Origin of the sequence: Massilia sp. 2TAF26, assembly GCF_052115005.1 — a bacterium.
Lineage (GTDB): Bacteria > Pseudomonadota > Gammaproteobacteria > Burkholderiales > Burkholderiaceae_D > Telluria.
Window position 1 is genome coordinate 1 of the sequence record NZ_JBFRFV010000003.1, and the last position, 23,317, is coordinate 23,317.

Consider the following 23,317-nt stretch of genomic DNA (forward strand, 5'->3'; position numbering starts at 1 on the left):
AGAAAGCGCGGTGCGCTGCACATCCAGAACGTGAACGCCTATCACAGCCGGATGCGAACCTGGCTGCTGCCGTTCCGCGGCATCGCCAGCCGTTACCTGGACCACTACTTCGGCTGGCGCTGGGCGCTGGATGGCCAGCGCATTGCCAGTCCAGACGCCTTTTTGAGAGCGGCGCTCGGCAGATTCAACACTTAGCGCGAACAGCGCCTTTTTCTTTCAGGCCTGCGCCAGTGCCGTCAGCGGCTCGCCGGTCACGCGGCAGATGCGCCAGTCGGGCAGGATCTCGGCGCCCATGGACTTGTAGAAATTGATTGCCGGAGTGTTCCAATCCAGCACCGACCATTCGAAACGGCCGCACTCGCGCTCGACGGCGATGCGCGCCAGGTGTTTCAGCATGCGGCTGCCGTAGCCGTGGCCGCGGTGGGCCTGGCGCACGTACAGGTCTTCCAGGTACAGGCCCTTCTTGGTGAGGAAGGTCGAGAAGTTATGGAAGAACAGGGCGAAGGTCACCACTTCGCCATCGGCCTCGCCGATGATCGCTTCGCAGGACGGTTTCGTGCCGAACAGGCCTTCGTGCAGCAGGGCTTCGGTCGCCACCACCATGTGCTCGAGTTTCTCGAACACGGCGAGTTCGACGATCATCGACATGATGTGGGGGACGTCGGCCGGGGTGGCGGGACGGATGGCAAAAGTGGACTGTTGAGCGGTCATGGTGTTTCGAGGGGTGCGTCGAGCGCATTGTTCAGGTTGACGGAAGCCGCCTTGCGTTTAGGCGTGTACAGGGCCCAGGCGACACTGCCCAGGCAGACTGCCATGCCCAGCCATTCGATGGGGCCGGGACGGTAGTGTTCGAGCTTGATCGACATGAGCACCGACAGCACCGGCGTGATCACGCCGATATAAACGGTCTTGGCCGAGCCGATGCGGTTGATCAGCGTGAAGTAGCAGATGAAGGCCACCACCGAGCCGAAGATGGCCAGGTGCAGCAGGCCGAGCACGTAGGGCGTCGTATGCGGCAGGATGAATTGCTGGCCGCTGGCCAGGCACCACAGCGCGACCATGCAGGTACCCCAGAACATCGACCAGCCTGTGGTCAGGATCAGCTTGCTCGACTGCTCGCGCACCTTGCCGACCACGATGCTGCCGGCCGCGCTGGCGATCGAAGCGCAGATGCCGAGCCCCAGGCCGAGCAGGAAATGGCCCTGGCCGCCCTGGCTCAGGTCGTGCAGGGCGCCCTGGATCGAATGCCAGAACAGCAGGGTGACGCCGGCGATCGCACCGACCCCGGCGGTCCAGGTCTTGCGCGGGATCGGCGTGCCGAACACGAAGCGCGACAGCAGCGGCGTCCAGAACACCATCAGTGCGAACAGCACCGCCACCAGGGCCGAGACCACGTACTGTTCGGAGTTGTAAGTGCATACATACGAGAGGCCGAAGGTCAGGAAACCTTGCAGCAAGGTCCACTTTTGCGTGCGCCAGGGCAACCACAGCTTGTCGCCGCGCGCCAGGCACCAGGCGAACAGCGCCCCCGACGCTAACGCGAACCGGTAGACGACCGAGACGGCGGGCGGAATGTCGCCCAGTTGCAGGGTGATGGCCCAGAAAGTGGAACCCCAGATCAGGGAGGCGATGGTGAACAGGACGTAGGAAGGCATCCGGAAAGTATACGTGCTTTCCGGAGTTCATTGTGGCGCCAGCCGGGTTTGCTCGTCGAATTCGTCGTCAGTGCGTCACGCGGGTCGTATAACCGTTGCTCAGCAGACGCACCCGGTCCCCGGGCCGGAACATTTCGTCAGCCGGCTGGGTGATGGCGCGCAACTCTCCGCTGTCGAGGCGGACCGTGATCTCGAAGCCGGCGCGGTTGCCGGCATTGCGCTCGACCTGCTGGCCGACCAGGCCGCCGGCCACGGCGCCGATGATGCCGGTCGCGATCGACCCTTTGCCGCCGCCTATCTGGGAGCCGCCCAGCCCGCCCAGCGCGACGCCGGACATGGTGCCGACCCCGGATTCCGGGCTGGCGATGGTGACGTTGCGGATCGATTCGACGGTGCCCATGCGGATCACCTGTTCGTTCATGGTCTGGTAACTGTTGTACACGCTGCCCGACTCGGGCGGTGTGGCGCAGCCGGCCAGCAGGCCAGCTCCGGCCAGGGCGACGGAAAGGGGAATGGCGGCGGATTTCATGATGTGCTCCTCATGCGGCGCTGCGGCTGCAGCGGCCGATCCAGCCTACTCTTTTAATACGCCAGATTCAAACGGCGATACAGGAAGCCCAGCACGAACAGCGGTCCGATGAGCAGGAAGCGCAGGTCGTCGAAGAAGGAAGGCTTCTTGCCTTCGATCTTGTGGCCGATGAACTGGCCGATCCAGGCGACCACGAAGATCGCGATCGACAGTGGCAGCTCCGTCATCGGCGGCATCAGGGCCAGCACGCCCAGCATCACGGCGCTCATCAGGAGCATGCCGAAGGCGAAGGGACGCGACAGCCTGAAGTAATACACCAGCGAGGCCAGGCAGGCGATGACGGCGACGGCCGGGTGGATGCTCCACAGGATGCCCAGCAGCGACAACACGATCACCGGCACGCACACGAAATGGATCAGCTCATTGGTCGGGTTGCGATGGCTGTCGCTGTACTGTTCCAGCAGGGTGTCGATGGTGCGCGGCTGCATCGCTGTCTCCTCGTCATGTGACTTGTCATGCAGCCGATTCTACCGTCGCATTTTAGGCGGTGGCCTCTATTAATGCGGGCACCGCCTGCGGCCGCGGCACCGCGCGCAAGTGCATATAAGGGTGGTTCGCGAACAGGTCCGACACCCATTCGACGAAGACCCGCACCTTGGCCGACAGGTGGCGGTTCTGCGGATAGACGATGTGCACCGGCAGCGGCTCGCTGGTCCAGTCGGGCAGCAGCTGGACCATGCGCCCGGCCGCCACGTGCTGGGTCACCAGGTAATCCGTCATCTGGATCACGCCCAGGCCTGCCAGGGCCGCCTGCACATAGGCGTTCGAATCGTTCAGCGCGATCACGCCGCGCATCGGGATGTCGATGCGTTCCTCGCCGCGCCGGAAATCCCAGTCATAGGTCTTGCCGGTCTTGGCCGAGAAATAGTTCACGCAGCGGTGGCGCTCGAGGTCGAGCGGGTGCTGGGGCACGCCGTAACGTTCCAGGTAGGCGGGCGAGGCGGCGGTCAGGAAGTTGATGATGCCGACCCGGCGCGCGATCAGCCTGTCGTCGCCCAGCTCGCCGCCGCGGATCGCGCAGTCGACACCTTCCTCGATCAGGTCGACGGGACGGTCGGTGCTGCCCAGTTCCATCATGATGTCCGGATAGCGCTCGAAAAAGGCGGGCAGGGCGGGGATCAGGATCTCGCTGGCCAGGCCGGTGGGCACGTCCACGCGCAGGCGTCCGCTGGGCGACAGCCGCGTGCGCGACAGCGATTCCTCGGCATCGCGCACGTCGGACAGGATGCGCACGCAGCGTTCGTAATAGGCGGCGCCGTCGGTGGTCACGGTCACCAGGCGCGTGGTCCGGTGCAGCAGCTTGGCCGACAGCGAGGCCTCCAGCGATTGCACCAGGGTCGACACGGTGGCCTTGGGCATTTGCAGGGTCTCGGCCGCGCGCGTGAAGCTGCCGGCGTCCACCACCTGCACGAAAACTTCCATGGCTTGCAGCTTGTTGTTCATTTCGATTGTTCAGGGATCTGAATAATGGATTCGGGATTGAGGTATTTATCAGATTCTAGATCATGTCTATAGTGTCGGCATGGTCACTGATAAAAGTGCCACTTAACGAAGGGAAGCAGGTCATGAAACGACGCGATGGAGGTTTCTTCACAAGCCTGGCGCTCGCGCTCAGCGTGACGCTGATGGCGGGACTGATTGGCACGGACGTCTACGCGAACGCCGCCGCGGGCGAAGCCGCCGGCTACCAGGCCCTGTTCAATGGAGCGCAATCATGAATGCCGCCGTTCTGAACAATGAGCAGCTCGACCAGCAGGAAGCGATGCGCGAACTGGTGGTGCGCGAACTCGAGGTCGCCGGCTTCGAAGGCCCGCTGGCGGGCCGCCTGTACCGCGCGGCGGTGGACGGCAAGCGCGACATCCTGATCGTGTTCTTCCATGGCGGCGGCTTCGTCGAGGGCGACCTGGACGAGTCAGACAGCTTCCTGCGCCGTCTCGCAGACGCGAGCGCTTATCCGGTGGTGCTGTCCTCGACCTATACGCTGGCGCCGGTCAAACCCTTTCCGGCGGCCGCCGAGGATGCGCATGCGATCGTCAACTGGGCCAAGAAGAACAAGAGCAAGCTCGGCTGGACCGGCAAGCGCCTGATCGTGGCCGGCATCGAAGCCGGCGGCAACCTGGCGGCGGTGGCGGCGATGATGTCGCGCGACCGCGGCGGCCCGCTACTTTCCGGCCAGATCCTGATCATGCCGATGCTCGATCCCGGCCTGTCGACCTGCTCGATGCGCGAGATGCCGACCTGCCCCGATAAAGCCCGGGTGTTCGACGAATGCGCCGCCGCCTACCGCGGCTACCTGCCGCACGCGGCCGACCGCGGCCACCCCTATGCGTCGCCGCTGCAGTCGAGCCGCCTGAAGAACCTGGCGCCGGCACTGATCCTGTCGGCCGACGACGACCCGCTGCGCGACGAGGCCGAAGCCTACGGTGCCAAGCTGATCAACGCAGGCGTGAGGACCACGGTGCGGCGCATGGCGCCGGCCCGCATCGAGGAGCCGAACGCCCGCAACGAATGTGCGTGTACGGGCCATGCCCTGCACGAAATCGCCAACTTCATCGCCGGGCTCGAATCCGACAACGCACCGCCCGGCAAATGACCTGATCTGTCACGGATCGCCCGGCTGGAACGTCTAGCCGGTAACGCTTCACCGCACCCAAAACCACAACAACGTGCCTGTTCGCAGGCACGGGAGACCTGTCTTTTCCTGCGTTTCTGTCCGCATCCCGCATGCGAGACCGGAAGGGACCGCTTTCGCCTAATTATTAATAAGTCATCAAGATCGGAGGGCTCACTCATGAAAGCAATTCATCAATTACGTAGCGCGGTACGACCCGTCGTCCTGGCACTCGGCGCCGCCGGCGTCGCTGTCCTGATCGCCGGCTGCTCGGACGCGACCGGCAAGGCGGCCGAAGCCCAGACCCAGGCCCAGGCCGGTCCGCCGGTGTCCGCCGCCGTCGTGGTCGAGAAGCCGGTCGCCGATACCCAGGAATTCTCGGGCCGCCTGGAAGCCGTCGAACACGTCGAGATCCGTCCGCGCGTGTCCGGTTTCATCACCGCCGTCAACTTCAAGCCCGGCGCCACGGTGAGGAAGGGTGATGTGCTGTTCGTGATCGATCCGCGTCCGTTCCAGGCCGAAGCCGAACGCGCCGACGCCGCCGCAAGATCCGCCCGTGCGAAAGCCGAGCTGGCGAAGCTGGAACTGACCCGCGCCGAGCGCCTGCTGGGCGACAAGGCCATCGCCCAGCGCGAGTACGACGCCAGCGCCTCCGCGCAGAAGGAACTGGAAGCGAATGCGCGCGCCGCCCAGGCCCAATACGAAACCGCGAAGCTGAACCTGGGCTATACCCGCGTGGTCGCGCCGATCGACGGTCGCGTGTCGAAGGCCGAGATCACCCTGGGCAACCTGGTCGACGCCTCCAGCATCCTGACCTCGGTGGTGTCGCTCGAGCGCATCTACGCCAGCTTCGACGGCGACGAAGACACCTATCTGCGCGTGCGTTCGCAGGCCCACAGCGGCCAGCCTGTCACGGTGCGCGTCGGCCTGGCCAACGAAGAAGGCTTCCCGCACGAGGGCAAGCTGGAATTCGTCGACAACCAGCTCGACACCCGCGCCGGCAGCGTGCGCATGCGCGCCATCTTCGCCAACAAGGACGACGTGATGGCGCCCGGCCTGTTCGCCCGCGTGCAGATCGGTGGCGGCAGCGAGAAGCCCGCCCTCCTGATCAGCGACCGCGCGGTCGGCACCGACCAGAGCCACAAGTTCGTGTTCGTGGTCGACAAGGACGGCAAGGCCGAGTACCGCGAAGTGAAACTGGGCCCGGTGGTCGAGGGCCTGCGCGTGGTGAAGGCCGGCCTGAAGCCGGGCGAAAAAATCGTCGTCAACGGCCTGCAGCGCGTGCGTCCGGGTTCGCCGATCACCGCGCAGACCGTGCCGATGGTCGCCACCACCAGCGTGGGCAAGGACAAGTCCGCGCAGCTGGCCATGGCAGATGCAAAATAAGGAATCAATAACATGAACATCTCACGCTTTTTCGTCGACAAGCCGATCTTCGCGGCGGTGTTGTCGGTCATCGTCTTCGTGGCCGGCCTCATCTCGATCTTCCAGCTGCCGATCTCCGAGTATCCGGAAGTGGTGCCGCCGTCCGTGGTGGTGCGCGCCCAGTATCCGGGCGCGAACCCGAAGGTGATCGCGGAAACCGTCGCCACCCCGATCGAACAGGAGATCAACGGCGTCGAGGACATGCTCTACATGACCTCGCAGAACACCTCGGACGGCGCGCTGCAGCTGACCGTGACCTTCAAGATCGGCACCAACGTCGAGCAGGCCGAGACGGCCGTGCAGAACCGCGTCCAGCGCGCGCTGCCGCGCCTGCCGGAAGAGGTGCGCCAGATCGGCGTCACCACCGTCAAGAGCTCGCCCAACATCACGATGGTGGTCCACCTGAATTCGCCGGACGGCCGTTACGACGACCTCTACCTGCGTAACTATGCGACCCTGAACGTCAAGGACCAGCTGGCGCGCATCAAGGGCATGGGCGACGTCCAGCTCTTCGGTTCGGGCGACTACGCGATGCGCGTCTGGCTCGACCCGCAGAAGGTCGCGGCTAGAGGCCTGACCGCCGGCGACGTCGTGGGCGCAATCCGCGAGCAGAACGTGCAGGTCGCGGCCGGCGTGGTCGGCCAGGGTCCGTCGAAAGGCGCGGACTTCCAGCTGACCGTGAACACCCAGGGCCGCCTGCAGTCGGAAGAGGAGTTCGGCAACATCGTCGTCAAGACCAGCCAGGATGGCGCCACCACCCTGCTGAAGGACGTCGCTCGCCTGGAGATGGGCTCGAACTCCTATGCCCTGCGCTCCCTGCTCGACAACAAGTCGGCGGTGGCGATCCCGATCTTCCAGTCCCCGACCGCGAATGCGCTGCAGCTGTCGACGGACGTGCGCAACAAGATGGAAGAGCTGTCCAAGGACTTCCCGCAAGGTATGAAGTACAGCATCGTCTACGACCCGACCCAGTTCGTGCGCGAGTCGATCGACTCGGTCGTCCACACCCTGATCGAAGCGGTGGTGCTGGTGGCCCTGGTCGTGATCGTGTTCCTGCAGACCTGGCGCGCCTCCGTCATCCCGCTGCTGGCGGTGCCGGTGTCGGTGGTCGGTACTTTTGCCGTGATGCTGGCTTTCGGCTTCTCGATCAATACCCTGTCGCTGTTCGGCCTGGTGCTGGCGATCGGTATCGTGGTCGACGATGCGATCGTGGTGGTGGAGAACGTCGAGCGGAACATCGAGAACGGATTGACGCCGCACGACGCCACCGTGCAGGCGATGAAAGAGGTGTCCGGTCCGATCATCGCGATCGCCCTGGTGCTGTGCGCCGTGTTCGTGCCGATCGCTTTCGTGTCCGGCCTGACCGGCCAGTTCTACCGCCAGTTCGCCCTGACCATCGCGATCTCGACCGTGATCTCGGCCTTCCTGTCGCTGACGCTGGCACCGGCCCTGTCGGCCGTGCTGCTGCAGCCGCATGGCGCCAAGAAGGATGCGCTGACCCGCGGCATGGATGCCGTGTTCGGCCGCTTCTTTGCGGGCTTCAACCGCTTCTTCCACCGCTCCTCGCATGCCTATGAAGGCGGTGTGAAGGGCGTCCTGAAGCGCAAGAGCGCCTCGCTGGGCGTGTACGTGCTGCTCGCGATCGCCGGCATCTTCATGTTCAAGGCGGTGCCGCCGGGCTTCGTGCCCTCGCAGGACAAGGCTTACCTGATCGGCTTCGCCCAGCTGCCGGACGCTGCCTCGCTGGACCGCACCGACACCGTCATCCGCAAGATGTCGGATGTCGCCAAGCAGATCCCGGGCGTGGAATCCTCGGTCGCCTTCCCTGGCCTGTCGATCAACGGCTTCACCAATGCGCCGAACGCCGGCATCGTGTTCACCACCCTGAAGCCTTTCGACCAGCGCAAGGGCAAGGAACAGAGCGCGGAAGCCATCGCCGGCGAAATCAACAAGCGCATGGGCGCCATCGAAGACGCCTTCGTGATGGTCCTGCCGCCGCCGCCGGTGAACGGCCTGGGCACCACGGGCGGCTTCAAGATGATGATCGAAGACCGCGGCAACCTCGGCTACGATGAGCTGAACAAGGCGGTGCAGGCCTTCATGGCCAAGGCCGCGGCCGACAAGCGCCTGGCCGGCGTGTTCTCGGGCTACCAGATCAACGTGCCGCAGCTGTTCGCCGACGTCGACCGCGTGAAGGCCAAGCAGCTGGGCGTGTCGCTGGCCGAGATCAACCAGACCTTGCAGATCAACCTCGGCTCGCTGTACGTGAACGACTTCAACCAGTTCGGCCGCACCTACCAGGTGCGTGTGCAGGCCGATGCGCCCTTCCGTTCGCAGCGCGAGCAGATCGCGCAGCTGAAGGTCCGCTCTGGCAGCGGCGAGATGATCCCGCTGTCCTCGATCATGAAGGTCAAGGACACCTATGGCCCGGACCGCGTCCAGCGCTACAACAACTACGTCGCCGCCGAGATGAACGGCGGCCCGGCTCCGGGCGTGTCCTCGGGCCAGGCCCAGGCGGCGATGGAGGAGATCGCACGTGAAGTGCTGCCGAAGGGGATCGCGTATGAATGGACCGACCTGACCTACCAGGACATCCTGGCCGGTAACACCATGATCTACGTGTTCCCGCTGTGCGTGCTGCTGGTGTTCCTGGTGCTGGCCGCGCAGTACGAAAGCTGGACCTTGCCGTTGGCAGTCATTTTGATCGTGCCGATGTCGATCCTGTGCGCGCTGATCGGCGTGAAGCTGACCGGTGGCGACAACAATGTGTTCACCCAGATCGCCCTGTTCGTGCTGGTCGGCCTGGCGTCGAAGAACGCGATCCTGATCGTGGAATTCGCGGTCGAGCTGGAACACCACGGCCGCAGCATCGTCGCCGCCGCGCTGGAAGCCTGCCGCCTGCGCCTGCGTCCGATCCTGATGACCTCGATCGCTTTCATCATGGGCGTGGTGCCGCTGGTGTTCTCGCACGGCGCCGGCGCCGAGATGCGCCACGCGATGGGTGTGGCGGTGTTCGCCGGCATGCTGGGCGTGACCTTCTTCGGCCTGTTCCTGACGCCGGTGTTCTACGTCCTGCTGCGCACCCTGGCGGCGCGCTTCGGCAAGCCCTCGCATCGCCTCGAGCATGTCGAGCCGCACGCCCCCGAACTCGAAGGAGCATTGAAATGAGTGTAGTGATGATCAACCCGGTTTCCCCGACGCCTCAGGCCGGACAGGCCTGGAAGGCGGATAGAGACGCGGCCCTCGACGAAGCCCTGGCGCGGCAGCCGCGCCGCCCGCTGGCGCAGCCGGTGGTGAAGACCGTCGCGAAGTTCGCGCCGCGCTTCGCCTCCGTGCTGGCGGCCCTGCTGCTGAGCGCCTGCGCGGCGCCGGCCTTCCACCAGCCGGCCGTGTCGACGCCGGCGGCGTTCAAGGAGGCGCAGGTGGCTTCGCCTTCGGCATCGCCCGAGGTGGTGCGCAGCGCCGCCGACGGCACCACCTGGAAGATGGCGCAGCCGGCAGAAAGCCAGCCGCGCGGCGAATGGTGGAAGGCCTTCAATGACGCCCGGCTAGACAGCCTGATCGCCCAGGCCACGGCCAGCAACCAGAACCTGTCGGTGGCCGCGGCGCGCGTGAAGCAGGCGCGGGCCATCGCCGGCATCGCCGAAGCCGACCGCATCCCGCAGATCGGCGTCGGCGTCGGCGCCCAGCGCGGGCAGCAGTCGCCGCTGGAAGCCGGCCTGGCGCCCGGGACGCGCATGTCCCCGGTGACCAGCTACAAGGCGAACCTGAGCGCCAGCTACGAGGTCGACCTGTTCGGCCGCGTGTCCGGCAATGTGGCGGCAGCGCGCGGCGATGCGGGCGCCGTCGAGGCGACCTATCGCTCGGTGCTGCTGTCGCTGCAGGCCGACGTCGCCCAGACTTACTTCCGTCTGCGCGCCCTGGACGCGGAAATCGCGACCGTGAACCAGACCGTGCGCCTGCGCGAAGAGAGCGTGCGCGTGACCGGGCGCCGCTTCGAACTGGGTGACATCGGCGAGTTCGACCTGTCGCGGGCGAAGACCGAACTGTCGACCGCGCGCGCCGAGGCGATCGGCCTGCAGCGCCAGCGCGCCACGGCGGAACACGCGCTGGCGGTGCTGCTGGGCCAGCCGGCCTCGAACTTCGGCGCCGCCAGCGATCCGCTGGAAGCGAGCGCCAACCTGCCGCTGATCCCGGCCGGACTGCCGTCCGCGCTGCTGGAGCGCCGTCCGGACATCGCCAGCGCCCAGCGCACGATGGAAGCGGCCAACGCCCGCATCGGCGTGGCCAGAAGTGCGATGTTCCCGGCGCTGAGCATCGGTGCCAATGGCGGCGGCGTGGCCGGCACCTTTGCCGACGTCTTCAAATGGAGCAGCCGTTCCTGGCTGCTGGGCGCGGCGCTGTCGATGCCGCTGATCGACGGCGGCCGCAATCGCAGCAACGTGGTGCGCAGCGAGGCCGCGCTGGAAGAAGCGGTGGGCGCCTACCGCCAGAGCGTGCTGGTGGCCTTCGCCGAAGTCGAGGACAACCTGGCCGGCCTGCGCGTGCTGGCGGGGCAGGGCGCCGAAGTCGAGCAGGCTTTGGTATCGGCGCGCCGCTCGGCCGACCTGGCGCAGAAGCTCTACGACGCCGGCCGCTCCAGCTATCTGGAGCTGCTGGATGCGCAGCGCAACCTGGCTGCAGTCGAGCGCACCGCCGTGCAGCTGCGCGGCGACCGGGCGGTCACCACGGTGGCGCTGATCCGCGCGCTGGGCGGCGGCTGGGATGCTGCGCCGGCTTCTTCGCCGGCAGGCAGTGTGGCGCTGGCCAGCAAATGATGTGAGGTGAGGGGGTAGTTTTTGGGATGCCCTTTGCGGCGGTACGTACGAGCGTGCCGCCGTTTTTTTTTCATCGTCATTCCGCTTTCGCGGGAACGACGTATTTCAGGCGAGCGGGCTACAATCGCCCCATGTCCAGCACTTCTCTCGAATCGACCTCCCTTCTCACCGGTCTTGCCCCTATCATCGCCCCCGGCACGCGCATCCTGATCCTGGGCAGCTTCCCCGGCGCCGCCTCGTTGGCCGCCCAGCAGTACTACGCCCACCCGAGGAATCAGTTCTGGAAACTGGTCGGCGCCCTGGTCGATGAAGACCTCTACAGCCTGCCCTACGACGAACGCCTGCCGCGCCTGCTGGCCCACCGTTTCGGCCTGTGGGACGTGCTGGCCGCCTGCGAGCGCGAAGGCAGCCTCGATTCCGCCATCCGCAAGCCGGCCGCCAACGATTTCGACCGCCTGCGGCATCTGTGTCCGGCACTGGAAACGGTGGGCTTCAACGGCCAGGCATCCGGCAAGTTCGCGCCGCAGTTCGAACAGGCCGGCTACCGCACCGTGGTGCTGCCGTCGTCGTCGCCGGCGCACATGGCGATGGGCTTCGAGCAGAAGCTGGCCGTGTGGCGCAGGCTGGTCGACCCCGGCCTGGATGCCGGCGTCACCGCCCGGCTGTTCTGAGGTATTTGTGCGGTGCAAAAGGAACCGTGCTACACTACGTTATCGGTCAGGTCTGATGGTCCTGCCGTTCCTCGCCAAAGGCACGCGGCGCAATATGTGTAATGCTGCGCGCGAGCACGCCAGACGGGGATGTCATTCCACATACGTTGGTCGGTTTACACGATGGGTGCACCTGGCAGATAGCCTGGGCGTCCGGGCTCCGCACCTTGCAGATAGCAAGGGCTGGAGCGGCGATTAAGGCATTGGCGTCACATTGAAACGAAGCCCGCAGTGAGCGGGCTTTTTTTTCACCATCCTACCGAACTGGAGTATGCAGATGGCAAAAGAAGAACTGATCGAAATGAATGGCGTTGTCTCGGAAGTTTTGCCCGACTCGCGTTTTCGTGTGGATTGCGAAAATGGCCACAAGCTGATCGCCTACACCGCGGGCAAGATGAAGAAAAACCACATCCGTATCCTGGCCGGCGACCAGGTCAGCCTGGAGCTGTCGCCGTATGACCTCAGCAAGGGCCGCATCACCTTCCGCCACATCGAAAAACGCGGCGCACCGGCAGCCCGGTCGAGCTTCCGCGGCCGCCGCTGACAGCACGGCGAACGTAAAAGGGCGCCAGCCCTTTTTTTTCGGCGCAACGTCCCCATATCTGCTCCACCCCCCAGTCTCCACACGGCTCGACACTGCAGCCGGAGCCGCTTTTCCCGACTTCGACCCTGTCAACCGCCCCAGGCGCTGCGTCAGCATTGCCTGGGATTGGGCATTGGCGTTAACGAATCACATGATTAAAGGACACGAGATGAAAGAAGAGCTGATTGAAATGAATGGCAAGGTGACTGAAGTGCTGCCGGAAATGCGCTTCCGCGTCGACCTCGAGAATGGTCACCAATTGGTGGCATACACTTCCGGCCGGATGAAGAAGAACCACATCCGCATCATCGCCGGCGACCGCGTCACGCTGGAGATGTCGCCGTATGACCTCAACAAGGGACGGATCACTTTCCGTCACCTCGAGAAGCATGGCATGCCGAAGCCGCCGGCGCGTCCGCGCCGGCACTGATCGAATTTAATCGACCGCCATCGCCTGCGAGATAGCGGCGAACGAGGCATCGAAGCGGTAGGGGATGTTCAGGTGGCTGTCGTCGAATTCCTCGTGCACGAAGGGAATGCCGCGCTGCCTGAGCTTCTCGCAGAAGATGCGGGCGCCGTACTGCAGGTTGAATTCGTCTTTCGTTCCGGCGTCCAGGTAGATCAGCCGCAGCGACGCCAGCGCGCGGCGGTATTCGTCTACCAGGTGCACCGGATCCCATTCCAGCCAGCGGCGCCATACTGCTTCGTCGAGTTCGCAGCTGTGCGGATCGAAGGGCAGCACGAAGCCGTGCGGGGCCTGCGGATCCGGCGAATAGCAGGACGCCATCGCCAGCGTGTTGACCGCCGCGCGGTAGCCGGCGTCGCGCGGGCGGATCGTGTGCAGGTCGCGCATCAGCCGGTCGATGCCGCCCAGGCGTGCCAGTTCGCGCGCGCAGGCGACGAAGGCCGGCTTGTAGCACAACTCGAAATACAGGTCGCCGCTGTGCGAGGCCGTCAGGCCGAAGATGCCCGGATGGCGCATCGCCAGCATCAGCGCGCCATATCCTCCCGAACTCTTGCCCACCACGGCGCGGCAATCGCGGCTGTCCAGCGTGCGGTAGCTGCGGTCGATGTGGGGCACCAGTTCCTGCACCAGGTGGTCTTCGTAGCGTCCGGTGGCGCTGGAATTGATGTACTGGCTGCCGCCCAGGCGGGTCAGGCAGTCCGGCATCACGACGATCGCCGGCCGCATGGTCCCGCTGCCGATCAGCCGGTCCAGGCGCTGGACGATGTTCTCGTCCCATACCGTATCGTTCAGGAAGGTCGTGCCGCGGCCGTTGAAGCCTGCCAGCAGGTAGACGACGGGGTAGCGGCGTGCACGCTCCTCGTCGTAACCGGGCGGCAGGTAGACCGGGATGTCGCGCCGGGCCGGGTCCCCGAGGGGATTGCCGGCCAGGATGGGGCTGTGGAAGGATTCGATGACGATACGGCTGGGCAAACAGTTCTCCTTGTGCCTGGTGATGGACGAAGATTAACGCATGCCGAGCTGGCGCAGGTGGGCCAGCTTGGCGTTATAGAGATTACGCGTGTCCTTGCGCGTGCTGGTATCGGCCGCAAGGGTCAGCTGTTCGCGCGCTTCCTTGACCTCGCCAAGCTGCAGCAGGCTCGCCGCCAGCCAGAAATGGAATTCGTCGTAGTAGGGGGCGCGCCTGACTTCGCGCGCGAACAAATCTCTGGCCTCGCTGTATTCCCCATGCTGGTAGGCGGTGACGCCCTTGTTGAAGTAGAGGAAGGGCGGAGCCGGTTCGATCTTGGCGGCGCGCTGGGCGACCGCCCTGGCTTCCTCGGTCTTGCCCTGTGCCGTCAGCACCGGTTCGAGGTTGCGCAGGGTGATGACGCTTTCGGGTTCGCGCGCCAGCGCTGCGCGGAAGGCACGCTCGGCCATGGCGAAATCGCCGCGGCGATCGTAGATCACGCCCAGGGTATTGTAGGCCAGCGCGGTGCGCGGGTTGCCGCTGGTGGCCGCGCGCGCCCACCAGTAGGCATCGTCGAGCTTGCCCTGCACCAGGGCTTCGGCGGCGCGGTTGTTCTGGAACATCATGATGATGTCTTCTTCGTCCAGTTGCCGGGTATAGCGCTTGTCGGCGCGCGCATCCGGCAGGAAGTCGACCACCAGCGCGCGTTCCGGATCCGAACCGTAGAGGTCGGGGGCGCGATAGGCCAGCAGCAGATTGACGTGGCCGCTGAGCAGGTAGAAGCCGTTGTTGCGGCTCCAGCTTTCTTCCATGATGACGTCCTGGTAACGCACCGTCATCCCGAGTTCCTTGGCGAAGGCGGCCGTCATGATCACCAGCGACATGCAGTTGCCGGCGCGGTCGCGGAAGGTCTCGGCCGCGTTGCGGGTATAGCTCGCGTCGTAGTCGAGTTTGAGGCCGGTCTTGCTGCCGGTGTACAGGGCTTCCAGCAGGCCGTATTCCTTGCCGCGGTTGCGCAGATAAGTATTGAAGGCCGAGCTGTGCAGATACTCGCGCATTTCGGGGCTGAGCGCGAACAGGTCGGCGGTACTGATCTTTTCCGTCGGCGGACCGAAGGCGGCGTCGCGGTACAGGTCGGGTGCCGGGGCCGGCGGCGCGCTGGCGCAGCCGGCCAGCAGGACCATCATGAACGCTATGAGGTATCTCATTTTCTCCTCCGTGTCCGGTGTACTTTTCTTCAGTATCTGCCGGTGCGAAGAAGATGTAAAGACGCTCTCGAGGGGGAGCTTACTGCTCGTTACTGGTCGTCGTGGAAGGCTTCGTGCAGTTCGTCGAGCAGCTCGGCGGTTTCTTCCGCCGACAGGCCCAGATAAGCGCAGGCGCGCACGCCGCCCTTGTTCCACTCGAGCGATTCGGCATGGCCCTGGTACTTGCAGATCGCGGCTTCCGCCAGCAGCGACAGCGCCACCAGCGAACGCACCGCGCCGGCGGTATGCGCGTCTTCCAGCACGGCGTAGTCGTGATGGTGCAGGATGGCCCAGACGACATGGTCGGACAGGCCCCAGTTGCGCGCCAGCAGGCAGCCGATCGAGGCGTGCGAGGTGGCGTGGCGCTCTTCTTCCAGCGCCGTGAACGGACGCTCGGCTTCGAGCGAGGCGGCGGCGTAGGTGGCGCCGTAGTCGGCGAAGCGGTCCATCAGCAGGGGCAGGCCGGTGTCGCAGAACAGGCCGAAGGTATGCGCCACGTCCGGCTCGCCGATGCGCAGGCGGCGCGAGAGGAATACCATGGCCTGGGCGCGGCGGGTCGAGACGTCCCAGAAGCTGGCCAGGGCCGCGCTGTTGGCGGGAATCGCCTGGCGCGCCAGCAGGCCGGTCATCAGCGAGGCGACCTGGTTAATGCCGAGGAAGAGGATGGCCTGTTCGATCGACTTGGCCTTGCGCCGTCCGCCGTAGATGGCCGAATTGGCCAGTTTCAGCAGGGCGCCCGACATGCCGACGTCGCTGGCGACGATGCGGCCGATCGTCTCCGGGCTCGGATCCGGCGAAGCAAGCTCGCGCTGCAGGTCCGCCAGCAGGCTGGGACGAGGCGGGATGCGGATCGACTTGATCAGGGCGTCGACGGGATCCTCGGCGGCGGCGGGACGGGCCAGGGCGGATGCTGTACTCATGGCAGGGGAGGGGGAAAACGATGCTGCACGGAAAGATGTGCAAAGCTCGTCACTATAAACCAGCACAAGCCAAGTTGCATCAAAGTATTCATTTTGTGTGGCAAATCAGACAGTTGCCGTTGTCACACTGCAGAGGCGACCGTGCGACTTGGCGGACGCGGCCGTTATAAGATTGTCACATGTCTTCTTTCATTCTCGCGGGGATCGATTTCTCCGCCCGTTCGGACGTGGTGGCGCGCCGGCTGATCGGCGTAACCGTGCTGGTCGACGGCGTCGGCGGCCGGATCGTCGAAACCGAAGCCTATGACGGCGAGGACCCGGCCTCCCACGCCTATTCCGGACCGACGGAGCGCAACCTCGCGATGTTCGGCCCGCCGGCCCATGCCTATGTCTACCGCTCCTATGGCATCCACTGGTGCCTCAACTTCGTCTGCATGGAGCAGGGGCACGGCGCCGGGGTGCTGATCCGCGCCCTCGAACCGGTCGCCGGCCTGGAGACGATGCGCGAGCGGCGCGGCACCACCGACGAGTGGCTGCTGTGCTCCGGGCCCGGCAAGCTGTGCCAGGCGCTGGGGGTGACGCGGGCGCTGAACGGGTCGTCGCTGGCGCAGCCGCCGTTCGAACTGGCGGCCGCGCCGAAGGGCATCGAGGTGGTGACTGGCCCGCGGATCGGCATCTCGAAGGCGGTCGACGTGCCGTGGCGCTTCGGCCTGAAGGGTTCGCGCTACGTCAGCAAGCGCTTTCCATGAGGGCTAGGCGCGCCGCCGCAGGCCCTGGCGGTTTTCCAGTGCGGGACGCGGCCCCCGGCTGCCGCCGGCGCGCATCGGGCTGTCCGGCGCGCGACGTTCCTGCTCGGCCTTATCGGCCGCCTCGACGCCCTCGACCTGGAACACGGATACCGCGCGCGCCAGGTTGATGGTCTGCTCGTGCAGGCTGGCCGCCGCCGCCGCCGCCTGTTCGACCAGGGCCGCGTTCTGCTGGGTCATGTCGTCCATCTGCCCGACCGCGCGGTTGACTTCCGCGATGCCGTCGGCCTGTTCCGTGCTGGCCGAACTGATGCGGTTGATGATGTCGTTCACCTGCTGTACCGAGGCGACCACGCTGCCCATGCTGGCGCCGGCTTCGTTGACCGAGGCGCTGCCGCCGTCGATGATGGCGACCGAATCGGCGATCAGGGCCTTGATCTCCTTCGCCGCCGAGGCCGAGCGCTGGGCCAGGGTGCGCACCTCGCTGGCCACCACCGCGAAGCCGCGTCCCTGTTCGCCGGCGCGCGCCGCTTCCACCGCCGCGTTCAGCGCCAGCAGGTTGGTCTGGAACGAGATGCCGTCGATGACGCCGATGATGTCGACGATCTTGCGCGAGCTGGCGCGGATCGATTCCATGGTCGCCACCGCGCGCTCGACCGACTGGCCGCCGCTGGCCGCCAGCCGCGCCGCCTCGGCCGCCAGCCCGGTGGCCAGGCGCGCGTTGTCGGCGTTGCCCTTGACGGCCGTGGTCAGGGTCTCCATCGCGCTGGCGGTCTGCTGCAGCGAGCCGGCCTGCAGCTCGGTGCGGGTCGAGAGGTCGAGGTTGCCGCTGGCGATTTCCTTCGAGGCGGTATCGATCGAGTGGACCGAGGCCAGGATGCTGCGCAGGGTCTCGTTCAGGGTGGCGATCGAATGGTCGAGCGCCCGCGAAGTGTCGGCGATCTCGTCGCGTCCGTCGTTGCCGGCGCCGCGCTTGAGTCGCCCCTTGGCCAGTTCGCCGACCACTTCCGACATCGCGTGGATATCGGCCAGCATCGCACGCCGTACCAGCATCGTCACCACCAGCGACAGCGCGATCGACAGCACGACCAGACCCGCCATCGTCATGCCGAGCATCTGGAACTCGGCCTTGGCGGCGTCGTGCGCCTGGGAGCTCAGTTGCTGTTCGAGGGCCGACAGCTGCGCCAGCTGCGTGTTCAGCACGCCGAAGCGCTGTTCCGCAAGCCGCATCGAACCGGTGGCCAGCGACTGGTCCACCTGCGCCAGCTCGATGCTGTCGGTCGCGCTCTTGCGGTAGTCGGCCAGGGCCTTGATCGACGATTCGACCAGCTTGCGCTCGGCGGGATTCGATGCGTCCGCCAGCGCCGCCAGGCGGGCCTGCAGTGCTTCGTGTTTCTTCTTGATGTCGGCGACCAGCGCATCGATCCGTCCCTGCCCGAAGCTGCCGCTGATGGACGCCAGCAGCTGGTAGATGTTGCCATGCGCGTACTTGGCGTCGCCCGAGATCTCGGCTGCGGACTTGAGGTGCGCGGTGCGGACCTGCACGATGTTTTCCAGCGATGCGTTCTGGCGCACCATGCCGTAATAGGCGGCGCCGGAAAGCAGCATCAGGAGCAGCAGCACCAGGGTGGGAGCCAGCAGCAGTTTGGGACCGATCCGTAATTTTTTCAGCATGCTTCCCCCGCCAGTAATGGCCGGCGAGCCGGCCGGAATCGTACCCCGTTCGGCATTACGCCGTCATTTCTTGTAGATGCCCGCTTCCAGCACGACGTCGTCAACCTTCACCATATAGGTGGTCTTCGGTTCGATCTTGCCGCTGACGGGGTTCTTGTAGGTGTAGTCGTACCAGCCCTTGCCCTTGGTCGCCGCCAGCTGGACCATTTCGCGGCGGTACATCTTGCCGTTGGTATCGGGCACGTCGATCAGGTCCTTGCCGATCAGTGTCGGGTTGACCGGATGGGCCAGCATGATCGCGTTCCTGGCGTCGCGCATGTGGAGGTAGAGTTCGCCCTTGTAGAACTCCGGATCCTTGCTGTTGATCCGCTTGATCATGGCGTCCTTGCCGTTCGCCTTCATGAAGGCGACACCTTTTTCGACCAGCGCAACGGCATCCTTTTCGGTGGCGTCGGTGGCGCTGGCATTGCCCATGGCGAATGCGCAGGATAATGCGGCGGCAGTGAACAGCAGCTTCATGGTGGGATTCCTTTCTAAGAAAAATTCGAAAAGAAATGTTTCCTATTTGCATTAATTAATGTACGACACCGGGTCCGCAAATAAGTTGCGCTGGCACAAGCTAGACGGCGGCCAGGAAGTCGGCCAGCATCAGCGGCTCGGTAATCATCGGATCGTGATGGGTGTTCAGCTCCACCCATTTCCAATCCGGCTGGCGTTTGAGATTCTTCTTGATCTCGACCAGGGGCTCGAACGGCGATGCGACGCAATCGATGTAAATCCGCGGAACGCCATTGCCCATAGGGTTGTTCAGCACCAGCTTTTCCTGGTAGGTGCCTACCGGCTGCGGCGCCAGGCGTTCGCTGAGCCACTCCATCGTCTGTTTGTCGGCGACGCCGTAGGAGCTGGCGGGCGGCGCCGGAATCGCGATGCCCTTGCCCTGGCGTTCCACCTGTTCGAGGCGCTTCTTCGTCACTGCGGCCGGCTGGGCTTCGAACACCGACAGCCCGCTGTCGAGCACCATGGCGTCCACGAACACCATGCTTTTGAGCAGCTGCGGCATGCGGTCCGCGACGCCACTGATCACCACGCCGCCGAAGCCGCTCCCCACCAGGATCACATCGCTCAGGTTCTCGTAGCGGATGTGATTGCCAATGCTCGTGATGAAGGTCGATAGCGAAAGATCCTTTGACAGCAAATGGGCCTGTTCGCCCAGCCCCGGGCAGGTCGGCGCGGTGACCGTATGGCCGCGTGCGCGCAGGGCGTGCGCGACCGCGTCCCAGCACCACCCGCCATACCATGCGCCATGGACCAGCACGAAGGTCTTCGGCTTGTTCGGCACAGGCGATGCCGGCGGGCGTGCGGCGGAGGCCGCGCCGCCCAGGAACAGGCTGCCCAGCGCGGCGAGGTGGAAGGTACGGCGTCCCAGCTTGGTCGACTTCATTCAGGCCTCCATGTGGTCGTGAGCAAAGCGAAATTCGCAGTGTCGTTCTGTTCCGCAAGCGTTTCCTTGACAGAAAGCAAGGCAAAACGTTAACCCACGGATAGTGTTCTACACCCTCAAAAGTTGCGGATGCGCAACCGTGTCATCGGCCGCCTATCTATCATTGGTTTGTTTTATTCATGAACCATTGTTCAAAAAATGCACTCATCTCATCCATATGAGGTTCACATGTACAAGATCGCAGTCATTGGCTTGGGACCGCGCGGTATCTCGGTGCTCGACCGCATCATCGCGTATGCACGGAACGATCCGCATGCAACGCCGCTGGGGTTGTACCTGTTTGACGGTAAGGAATTCGGGCCGGGCTGCCATACCACCGACCAGGCAGACCACCTGCTGGTCAACACGGTCGCTTGCCAGATGACGCAGTTTTCCGACGACACCGTCCGCGGCGCCGGACCGCTCCTGTACGGGCCTTCGTTTGCCGACTGGCTCGGCAGCAAAAGCGGCAGGGGACCGGGTGTGGCGGCCGAGCATCTGGTCATCGACCGCAACGGTTACTATTCGCGCGCCCTGTTCGGCGACTACCTGCGCTGGGGCTTCGAGTACCTGAAGAAGATGGCGCCGCCGCACGTGAAGATCTTCCTGCACAACTTCGCCAACGTCGACGATCTCGAGGCCAACGGGGAGGGCTGGAATGTGTTCTACGACGGCTGCGCCTATCCGGTCGATTTCGTGTTCCTGACCACCGGCCACGCGCGCAAGCTGCCGAGCGAGGCCGAGTCGGCGCTGATGCAGAAGGTCGAGCGCGCGCGCGCCCACAACCCGAGCCTGCAGGTCGTGCTGGAACCCTATCCGATCCGCAATGCCGTCTCGAGCGTCAAGGAACGCGACACTATCGCCATCGAAGGCATCGGCCTGACCACCTTCGACCTGCTGGCGCAGTTGACCTCCGGCCGGGGCGGCGGCTTCGTCCCATGCAGCAAGATGGAGCCGGTGGGCCGCCTGCGTTACCGGCCGTCGGGCAAGGAACCGAAAATCCTGTTGTACTCGCGCTCGGGCTTGCCGCTGATGGCGCGCGCGACCAATCAGAAAGGCGTGTTCGGCCAGTACAAGCCGAAATTCCTGACCATGGCCAGGGTCGAGGAACTGCGGGCGGAAACGCCGGGCGGCAAGCTCGATTTCGACCGGCAGATCATGCCGCTGCTCTGGAGCGACATGCAGTTCGCCTACTATTTCTCGTATCTGTACCGCAAGCTGGACAAGCTCACCGCGCTGACCTTCAGTAACGAGTTCATGGCGGCCGGCAGTGCGGCGGCGCGCCAGGAGCTGATCGGCAAGTACGTCACCCGGCGCGACCAGCTGTCGTGGGACGAACTGGTCAACCCGATTCCCGCCCGCGCGCTGCAGAGCCGGCGCCAGTATGACGACTGGCTGCGCGGCTATATGTGGGGCGACTTCGAGCAGGCCTGCCTCGGCAACCTCGACGGACCGCTGAAGTCCGCCTGCGACGTCTTGCGCGACGTGCGCGACGTGATCCGCAGCGCCATCGACTATTGCGGATTGACCGAGCAGTCGCACCGCTGGGTGCTGTCCGAGTTCCTGCCGATCATGAACCGGCTGGCGGTCGGACCGCCGAAGGAGAGGATCGCGCAGCTGCTCGCGCTGATGGACGCCGGCGTCGTGCAGGCCGATTTCGGACCCGGTGCGAGCTGTGTCCTGGACGAGCACTCCGGCCGCTTCGTGGTACGCAGCCACTGGAACGGCGAGACCGAAACGGCCGACGTACTGGTACGCGGGCGCGCCTCGCTGCCGGGGCCGCGCGAGGACAAGTCGCCGCTGATGCGCAAGATGATGCAGCGCGGGATCGTGTCGCCCTTCATGAACGGCAGCTTCCATCCGGGCGGCATCACCGTCGACCGCAACATGAATGTGATCGGGCGCGACGGCGCTCCGCAGTCCAGCCTGTGGGCGCTCGGCACCCTGGTCGAAGGATGCAAGTTCTACACCTTCGTGCTGCCGCGTCCCGGCGCCAATTCGACCACGATGGTCGACGCCGGGCGTGCCGTCGGCCGCATGATGGACGCGATCGGCGAGCGCAGCGCGCGTCTGCGGCTGCTGCAGGCGACCGATGAGCTGGCGGAACCCGGCGCGGGGATCGCGGCGCTCGCCTATCCGCTGGAGAGACCGGCGGAGCCGGCCGACGCCGAAGCGCCGGAGGTTCCGGTTGCGCCGCTCGCCCTGACCGGGGCCTGAGGTGGGCGCTGCGCTGCGTACCCGCCTCGCACAGGCCGGCCCCGGCCTGTGCGGCATGGCTGCCACGCTGACCGGGGTCGGGATCGGGCGCTTCGCCTATGCCGCGATCCTGCCCCTGCTGGTGCGGCAGGCATGGTTCGACCTGACCGCGGCAGGCTACCTCGGCGCCGCCAACCTGACCGGCTACCTGCTCGGCATCGGACTGGCATCGCTGCTGGCGCGCCGCTGCCGGGCCGGCCGCATGGTGCGGCTGTCGATGCTGCTGTGCGCGCTGAGCTTTTTCGCCTGCGGCTGGCGCGATGGCGGCCTGGCCTGGTTCGTGGTGTGGCGCACCGTCGCCGGCGCCTGCGGTGCGATCCTGATGGTGCAGGCGCCGGTGCTGATCCTGCCGCGCACGCCGGCGGCGCGGCGCGGACGCACCAGCGGCGTCATCTTTTCCGGTGTCGGCCTCGGCATCGTCGCCGCCTCCACCATCGTTCCCAGCCTGGCGAGCTACCAGCTGGCGGTGACCTGGCTGGCACTGGGCGTCGTCTGCGCGCTGCTGACCGCGCTAACATGGCGCTACTGGCCGGCCGCCGCACCCACGGCAGCGGCGGCGCACCGGACAGCCCCGGGCTGGCCGCGCCTGTCCTTGCCGATCCTGCTGCTGTGCCTCGCCTATACGCTGAACGCGATCGGCTACCTGCCGCATACCCTGTTCTGGGCCGATTACATCACGCGCGAACTGCACCAGCCCCTGGCCGTCGCCAGCTTCTTCTGGGCCTGTTTCGGCGTGGGCGCGGCATGCGGCCCTTACCTGACCGGCGTGATCGCCGACCGCTTTGGCCTGAACCGTACGCTGGCGGTGGCATTCGCCCTGAAGGCCCTCGGCGTGGCGCTGCCGATGTTTTCCCACGGCGCGGTGACGCTGCTGTTGTCGTCGGTGCTGGTCGGCTTCTTCTCGCCGGGTATCGTCGGCGCGGCATCCAGCTATGCGCTCGAGATCGGCGGCGCCGGAGACCACCGGCGCAACTGGACCGCGATGAACCTGTGCTTTTCGCTGGCCCAGGCCGGCGGCGCCAGCGGCATGGTGTGGCTCATGCATGGCCGCCAGTCGTACGCAATCCTGTTCTGGATCAGCGCCGCCGCACTCGCCGTTTCGGCGCTGTGCGTCGTCGCCATCGCCATGCTGCGCTTCAGGCACCGGAGCGGCGGCGCACAGCCGGGCATCGCCTGAGGCGGCGCGAAG

At 65.5% G+C, this 23,317-nt stretch carries 22 protein-coding genes and 1 pseudogene; 12 read left to right on the plus strand and 11 right to left on the minus strand.

Annotation, left to right across the window (positions count from 1 at the left end; genetic code table 11):
* Positions 1-195 (plus strand): annotated as a pseudogene (locus AB4Z32_RS03630) (hypothetical protein); the annotation flags it as partial.
* Positions 196-216: 21 nt separating this feature from the next.
* On the opposite strand, the gene AB4Z32_RS03635 reads toward AB4Z32_RS03630, so the two are convergent.
* From AB4Z32_RS03635 to AB4Z32_RS03655, 5 genes are all read right to left on the minus strand, one after another.
* Positions 217-711 carry a GNAT family N-acetyltransferase gene (locus tag AB4Z32_RS03635; protein ID WP_441934465.1) on the minus strand — a complete coding sequence of 165 codons (495 nt, stop codon included), beginning with the start codon at positions 709-711 and terminating at the stop codon, positions 217-219.
* Positions 708-1,655 (minus strand): DMT family transporter, encoded by a 948-nt coding sequence (locus AB4Z32_RS03640; RefSeq protein ID WP_441934467.1) that lies wholly within the window; start codon positions 1,653-1,655, stop codon positions 708-710. Before AB4Z32_RS03640 ends, AB4Z32_RS03635 begins: the two co-directional genes overlap by 4 nt.
* 67 nt (positions 1,656-1,722) lie before the next feature.
* On the minus strand, positions 1,723-2,184 hold the full coding sequence (locus tag AB4Z32_RS03645; protein WP_441934469.1) for a glycine zipper 2TM domain-containing protein: 462 nt from the start codon (positions 2,182-2,184) through the stop codon (positions 1,723-1,725).
* 53 nt (positions 2,185-2,237) lie between these two features.
* Entirely contained in the window at positions 2,238-2,672 is a 435-nt protein-coding gene (locus tag AB4Z32_RS03650; protein WP_441934471.1) for an Mpo1 family 2-hydroxy fatty acid dioxygenase, read from the minus strand.
* 52 nt (positions 2,673-2,724) lie between these two features.
* Entirely contained in the window at positions 2,725-3,687 is a 963-nt protein-coding gene (locus tag AB4Z32_RS03655; protein WP_441934473.1) for a LysR family transcriptional regulator, read from the minus strand.
* A gap of 122 nt (positions 3,688-3,809) precedes the next feature.
* Here AB4Z32_RS03655 and AB4Z32_RS03660 point away from each other — a divergent pair, with 122 nt between their 5' ends.
* The 8 genes from AB4Z32_RS03660 to infA (AB4Z32_RS03695) all read left to right on the plus strand — a co-directional run bounded on the left by AB4Z32_RS03660 (position 3,810) and on the right by infA (AB4Z32_RS03695) (position 12,820).
* The gene (locus AB4Z32_RS03660; protein ID WP_441934475.1) at positions 3,810-3,962 is read left to right on the plus strand and encodes a hypothetical protein; all 153 of its coding nucleotides are present in this window, start codon (positions 3,810-3,812) and stop codon (positions 3,960-3,962) included.
* Positions 3,959-4,837, plus strand: a complete 879-nt coding sequence (locus tag AB4Z32_RS03665) for an alpha/beta hydrolase (protein WP_441934476.1) — start codon at positions 3,959-3,961, stop codon at positions 4,835-4,837. Before AB4Z32_RS03660 ends, AB4Z32_RS03665 begins: the two co-directional genes overlap by 4 nt.
* 198 nt (positions 4,838-5,035) lie before the next feature.
* The gene (locus tag AB4Z32_RS03670; protein WP_441934478.1) at positions 5,036-6,241 is read left to right on the plus strand and encodes an efflux RND transporter periplasmic adaptor subunit; all 1,206 of its coding nucleotides are present in this window, start codon (positions 5,036-5,038) and stop codon (positions 6,239-6,241) included.
* A gap of 12 nt (positions 6,242-6,253) precedes the next feature.
* Complete coding sequence (locus AB4Z32_RS03675; protein ID WP_441934480.1) at positions 6,254-9,448, plus strand: efflux RND transporter permease subunit; 3,195 nt, start codon at positions 6,254-6,256, stop codon at positions 9,446-9,448.
* Positions 9,445-11,097, plus strand: a complete 1,653-nt coding sequence (locus AB4Z32_RS03680) for an efflux transporter outer membrane subunit (RefSeq protein WP_441934482.1) — start codon at positions 9,445-9,447, stop codon at positions 11,095-11,097. The genes AB4Z32_RS03675 and AB4Z32_RS03680 overlap by 4 nt, the downstream gene beginning before the upstream one ends.
* A gap of 131 nt (positions 11,098-11,228) precedes the next feature.
* Positions 11,229-11,768 carry a DNA-deoxyinosine glycosylase gene (locus AB4Z32_RS03685; RefSeq protein WP_441934484.1) on the plus strand — a complete coding sequence of 180 codons (540 nt, stop codon included), beginning with the start codon at positions 11,229-11,231 and terminating at the stop codon, positions 11,766-11,768.
* Between the two features lie 316 nt (positions 11,769-12,084).
* A complete protein-coding gene (gene infA / locus AB4Z32_RS03690; protein ID WP_441934486.1) occupies positions 12,085-12,351 on the plus strand; it encodes a translation initiation factor IF-1 in 267 nt (88 codons plus the stop codon).
* A 208-nt stretch (positions 12,352-12,559) separates the two neighbouring features.
* Entirely contained in the window at positions 12,560-12,820 is a 261-nt protein-coding gene (infA, locus tag AB4Z32_RS03695; protein WP_441934488.1) for a translation initiation factor IF-1, read from the plus strand.
* A gap of 6 nt (positions 12,821-12,826) precedes the next feature.
* Here infA (AB4Z32_RS03695) and AB4Z32_RS03700 read toward each other — a convergent pair whose 3' ends face one another.
* From AB4Z32_RS03700 to AB4Z32_RS03710, 3 genes are all read right to left on the minus strand, one after another.
* Complete coding sequence (locus tag AB4Z32_RS03700; RefSeq protein WP_441934490.1) at positions 12,827-13,828, minus strand: alpha/beta hydrolase; 1,002 nt, start codon at positions 13,826-13,828, stop codon at positions 12,827-12,829.
* A gap of 33 nt (positions 13,829-13,861) precedes the next feature.
* The gene (locus AB4Z32_RS03705; RefSeq protein WP_441934492.1) at positions 13,862-15,013 is read right to left on the minus strand and encodes a tetratricopeptide repeat protein; all 1,152 of its coding nucleotides are present in this window, start codon (positions 15,011-15,013) and stop codon (positions 13,862-13,864) included.
* Between the two features lie 89 nt (positions 15,014-15,102).
* Entirely contained in the window at positions 15,103-15,972 is an 870-nt protein-coding gene (locus AB4Z32_RS03710) for an HDOD domain-containing protein (RefSeq protein WP_441934494.1), read from the minus strand.
* Between the two features lie 179 nt (positions 15,973-16,151).
* Here AB4Z32_RS03710 and AB4Z32_RS03715 point away from each other — a divergent pair, with 179 nt between their 5' ends.
* Positions 16,152-16,721, plus strand: coding sequence for a DNA-3-methyladenine glycosylase (locus AB4Z32_RS03715; RefSeq protein ID WP_441934495.1), 570 nt, complete (start codon positions 16,152-16,154; stop codon positions 16,719-16,721).
* 3 nt (positions 16,722-16,724) lie between these two features.
* On the opposite strand, the gene AB4Z32_RS03720 is transcribed toward AB4Z32_RS03715, so the two are convergent.
* From AB4Z32_RS03720 to AB4Z32_RS03730, 3 genes are all read right to left on the minus strand, one after another.
* Positions 16,725-18,392 carry a methyl-accepting chemotaxis protein gene (locus AB4Z32_RS03720; protein WP_441934497.1) on the minus strand — a complete coding sequence of 556 codons (1,668 nt, stop codon included), beginning with the start codon at positions 18,390-18,392 and terminating at the stop codon, positions 16,725-16,727.
* 63 nt (positions 18,393-18,455) lie between these two features.
* Entirely contained in the window at positions 18,456-18,911 is a 456-nt protein-coding gene (locus tag AB4Z32_RS03725) for a cache domain-containing protein (protein WP_441934499.1), read from the minus strand.
* A 100-nt stretch (positions 18,912-19,011) separates the two neighbouring features.
* Complete coding sequence (locus AB4Z32_RS03730; protein ID WP_441934501.1) at positions 19,012-19,833, minus strand: alpha/beta hydrolase; 822 nt, start codon at positions 19,831-19,833, stop codon at positions 19,012-19,014.
* Positions 19,834-20,061: 228 nt separating this feature from the next.
* Here AB4Z32_RS03730 and AB4Z32_RS03735 point away from each other — a divergent pair, with 228 nt between their 5' ends.
* Positions 20,062-22,089: an FAD/NAD(P)-binding protein gene (locus AB4Z32_RS03735; RefSeq protein ID WP_441934503.1), complete on the plus strand. Its 2,028-nt coding sequence runs from the start codon at positions 20,062-20,064 to the stop codon at positions 22,087-22,089.
* Between the two features lies 1 nt (position 22,090).
* On the plus strand, positions 22,091-23,305 hold the full coding sequence (locus AB4Z32_RS03740) for a YbfB/YjiJ family MFS transporter (RefSeq protein WP_441934505.1): 1,215 nt from the start codon (positions 22,091-22,093) through the stop codon (positions 23,303-23,305).
* Positions 23,306-23,317 lie beyond the last annotated feature (12 nt).

What these genes read in the sequence shown, in the direction of transcription:
- AB4Z32_RS03670 (WP_441934478.1), top strand. Translation starts at nt 5,036, where the DNA reads ATGAAAGCAATTCATCAATTACGTAGCGCGGTACGACCCGTCGTCCTG.
- AB4Z32_RS03730 (WP_441934501.1), bottom strand. Translation starts at nt 19,833, where the DNA reads ATGAAGTCGACCAAGCTGGGACGCCGTACCTTCCACCTCGCCGCGCTG.
- infA (WP_441934488.1), top strand. Translation starts at nt 12,560, where the DNA reads ATGAAAGAAGAGCTGATTGAAATGAATGGCAAGGTGACTGAAGTGCTG.
- infA (WP_441934486.1), top strand. Translation starts at nt 12,085, where the DNA reads ATGGCAAAAGAAGAACTGATCGAAATGAATGGCGTTGTCTCGGAAGTT.
- AB4Z32_RS03660 (WP_441934475.1), top strand. Translation starts at nt 3,810, where the DNA reads ATGAAACGACGCGATGGAGGTTTCTTCACAAGCCTGGCGCTCGCGCTC.
- AB4Z32_RS03710 (WP_441934494.1), bottom strand. Translation starts at nt 15,972, where the DNA reads ATGAGTACAGCATCCGCCCTGGCCCGTCCCGCCGCCGCCGAGGATCCC.
- AB4Z32_RS03725 (WP_441934499.1), bottom strand. Translation starts at nt 18,911, where the DNA reads ATGAAGCTGCTGTTCACTGCCGCCGCATTATCCTGCGCATTCGCCATG.
- AB4Z32_RS03685 (WP_441934484.1), top strand. Translation starts at nt 11,229, where the DNA reads ATGTCCAGCACTTCTCTCGAATCGACCTCCCTTCTCACCGGTCTTGCC.
- AB4Z32_RS03655 (WP_441934473.1), bottom strand. Translation starts at nt 3,687, where the DNA reads ATGAACAACAAGCTGCAAGCCATGGAAGTTTTCGTGCAGGTGGTGGAC.
- AB4Z32_RS03715 (WP_441934495.1), top strand. Translation starts at nt 16,152, where the DNA reads ATGTCTTCTTTCATTCTCGCGGGGATCGATTTCTCCGCCCGTTCGGAC.
- AB4Z32_RS03640 (WP_441934467.1), bottom strand. Translation starts at nt 1,655, where the DNA reads ATGCCTTCCTACGTCCTGTTCACCATCGCCTCCCTGATCTGGGGTTCC.
- AB4Z32_RS03645 (WP_441934469.1), bottom strand. Translation starts at nt 2,184, where the DNA reads ATGAAATCCGCCGCCATTCCCCTTTCCGTCGCCCTGGCCGGAGCTGGC.
- AB4Z32_RS03705 (WP_441934492.1), bottom strand. Translation starts at nt 15,013, where the DNA reads ATGAGATACCTCATAGCGTTCATGATGGTCCTGCTGGCCGGCTGCGCC.
- AB4Z32_RS03735 (WP_441934503.1), top strand. Translation starts at nt 20,062, where the DNA reads ATGTACAAGATCGCAGTCATTGGCTTGGGACCGCGCGGTATCTCGGTG.
- AB4Z32_RS03675 (WP_441934480.1), top strand. Translation starts at nt 6,254, where the DNA reads ATGAACATCTCACGCTTTTTCGTCGACAAGCCGATCTTCGCGGCGGTG.
- AB4Z32_RS03680 (WP_441934482.1), top strand. Translation starts at nt 9,445, where the DNA reads ATGAGTGTAGTGATGATCAACCCGGTTTCCCCGACGCCTCAGGCCGGA.
- AB4Z32_RS03720 (WP_441934497.1), bottom strand. Translation starts at nt 18,392, where the DNA reads ATGCTGAAAAAATTACGGATCGGTCCCAAACTGCTGCTGGCTCCCACC.
- AB4Z32_RS03650 (WP_441934471.1), bottom strand. Translation starts at nt 2,672, where the DNA reads ATGCAGCCGCGCACCATCGACACCCTGCTGGAACAGTACAGCGACAGC.
- AB4Z32_RS03665 (WP_441934476.1), top strand. Translation starts at nt 3,959, where the DNA reads ATGAATGCCGCCGTTCTGAACAATGAGCAGCTCGACCAGCAGGAAGCG.
- AB4Z32_RS03635 (WP_441934465.1), bottom strand. Translation starts at nt 711, where the DNA reads ATGACCGCTCAACAGTCCACTTTTGCCATCCGTCCCGCCACCCCGGCC.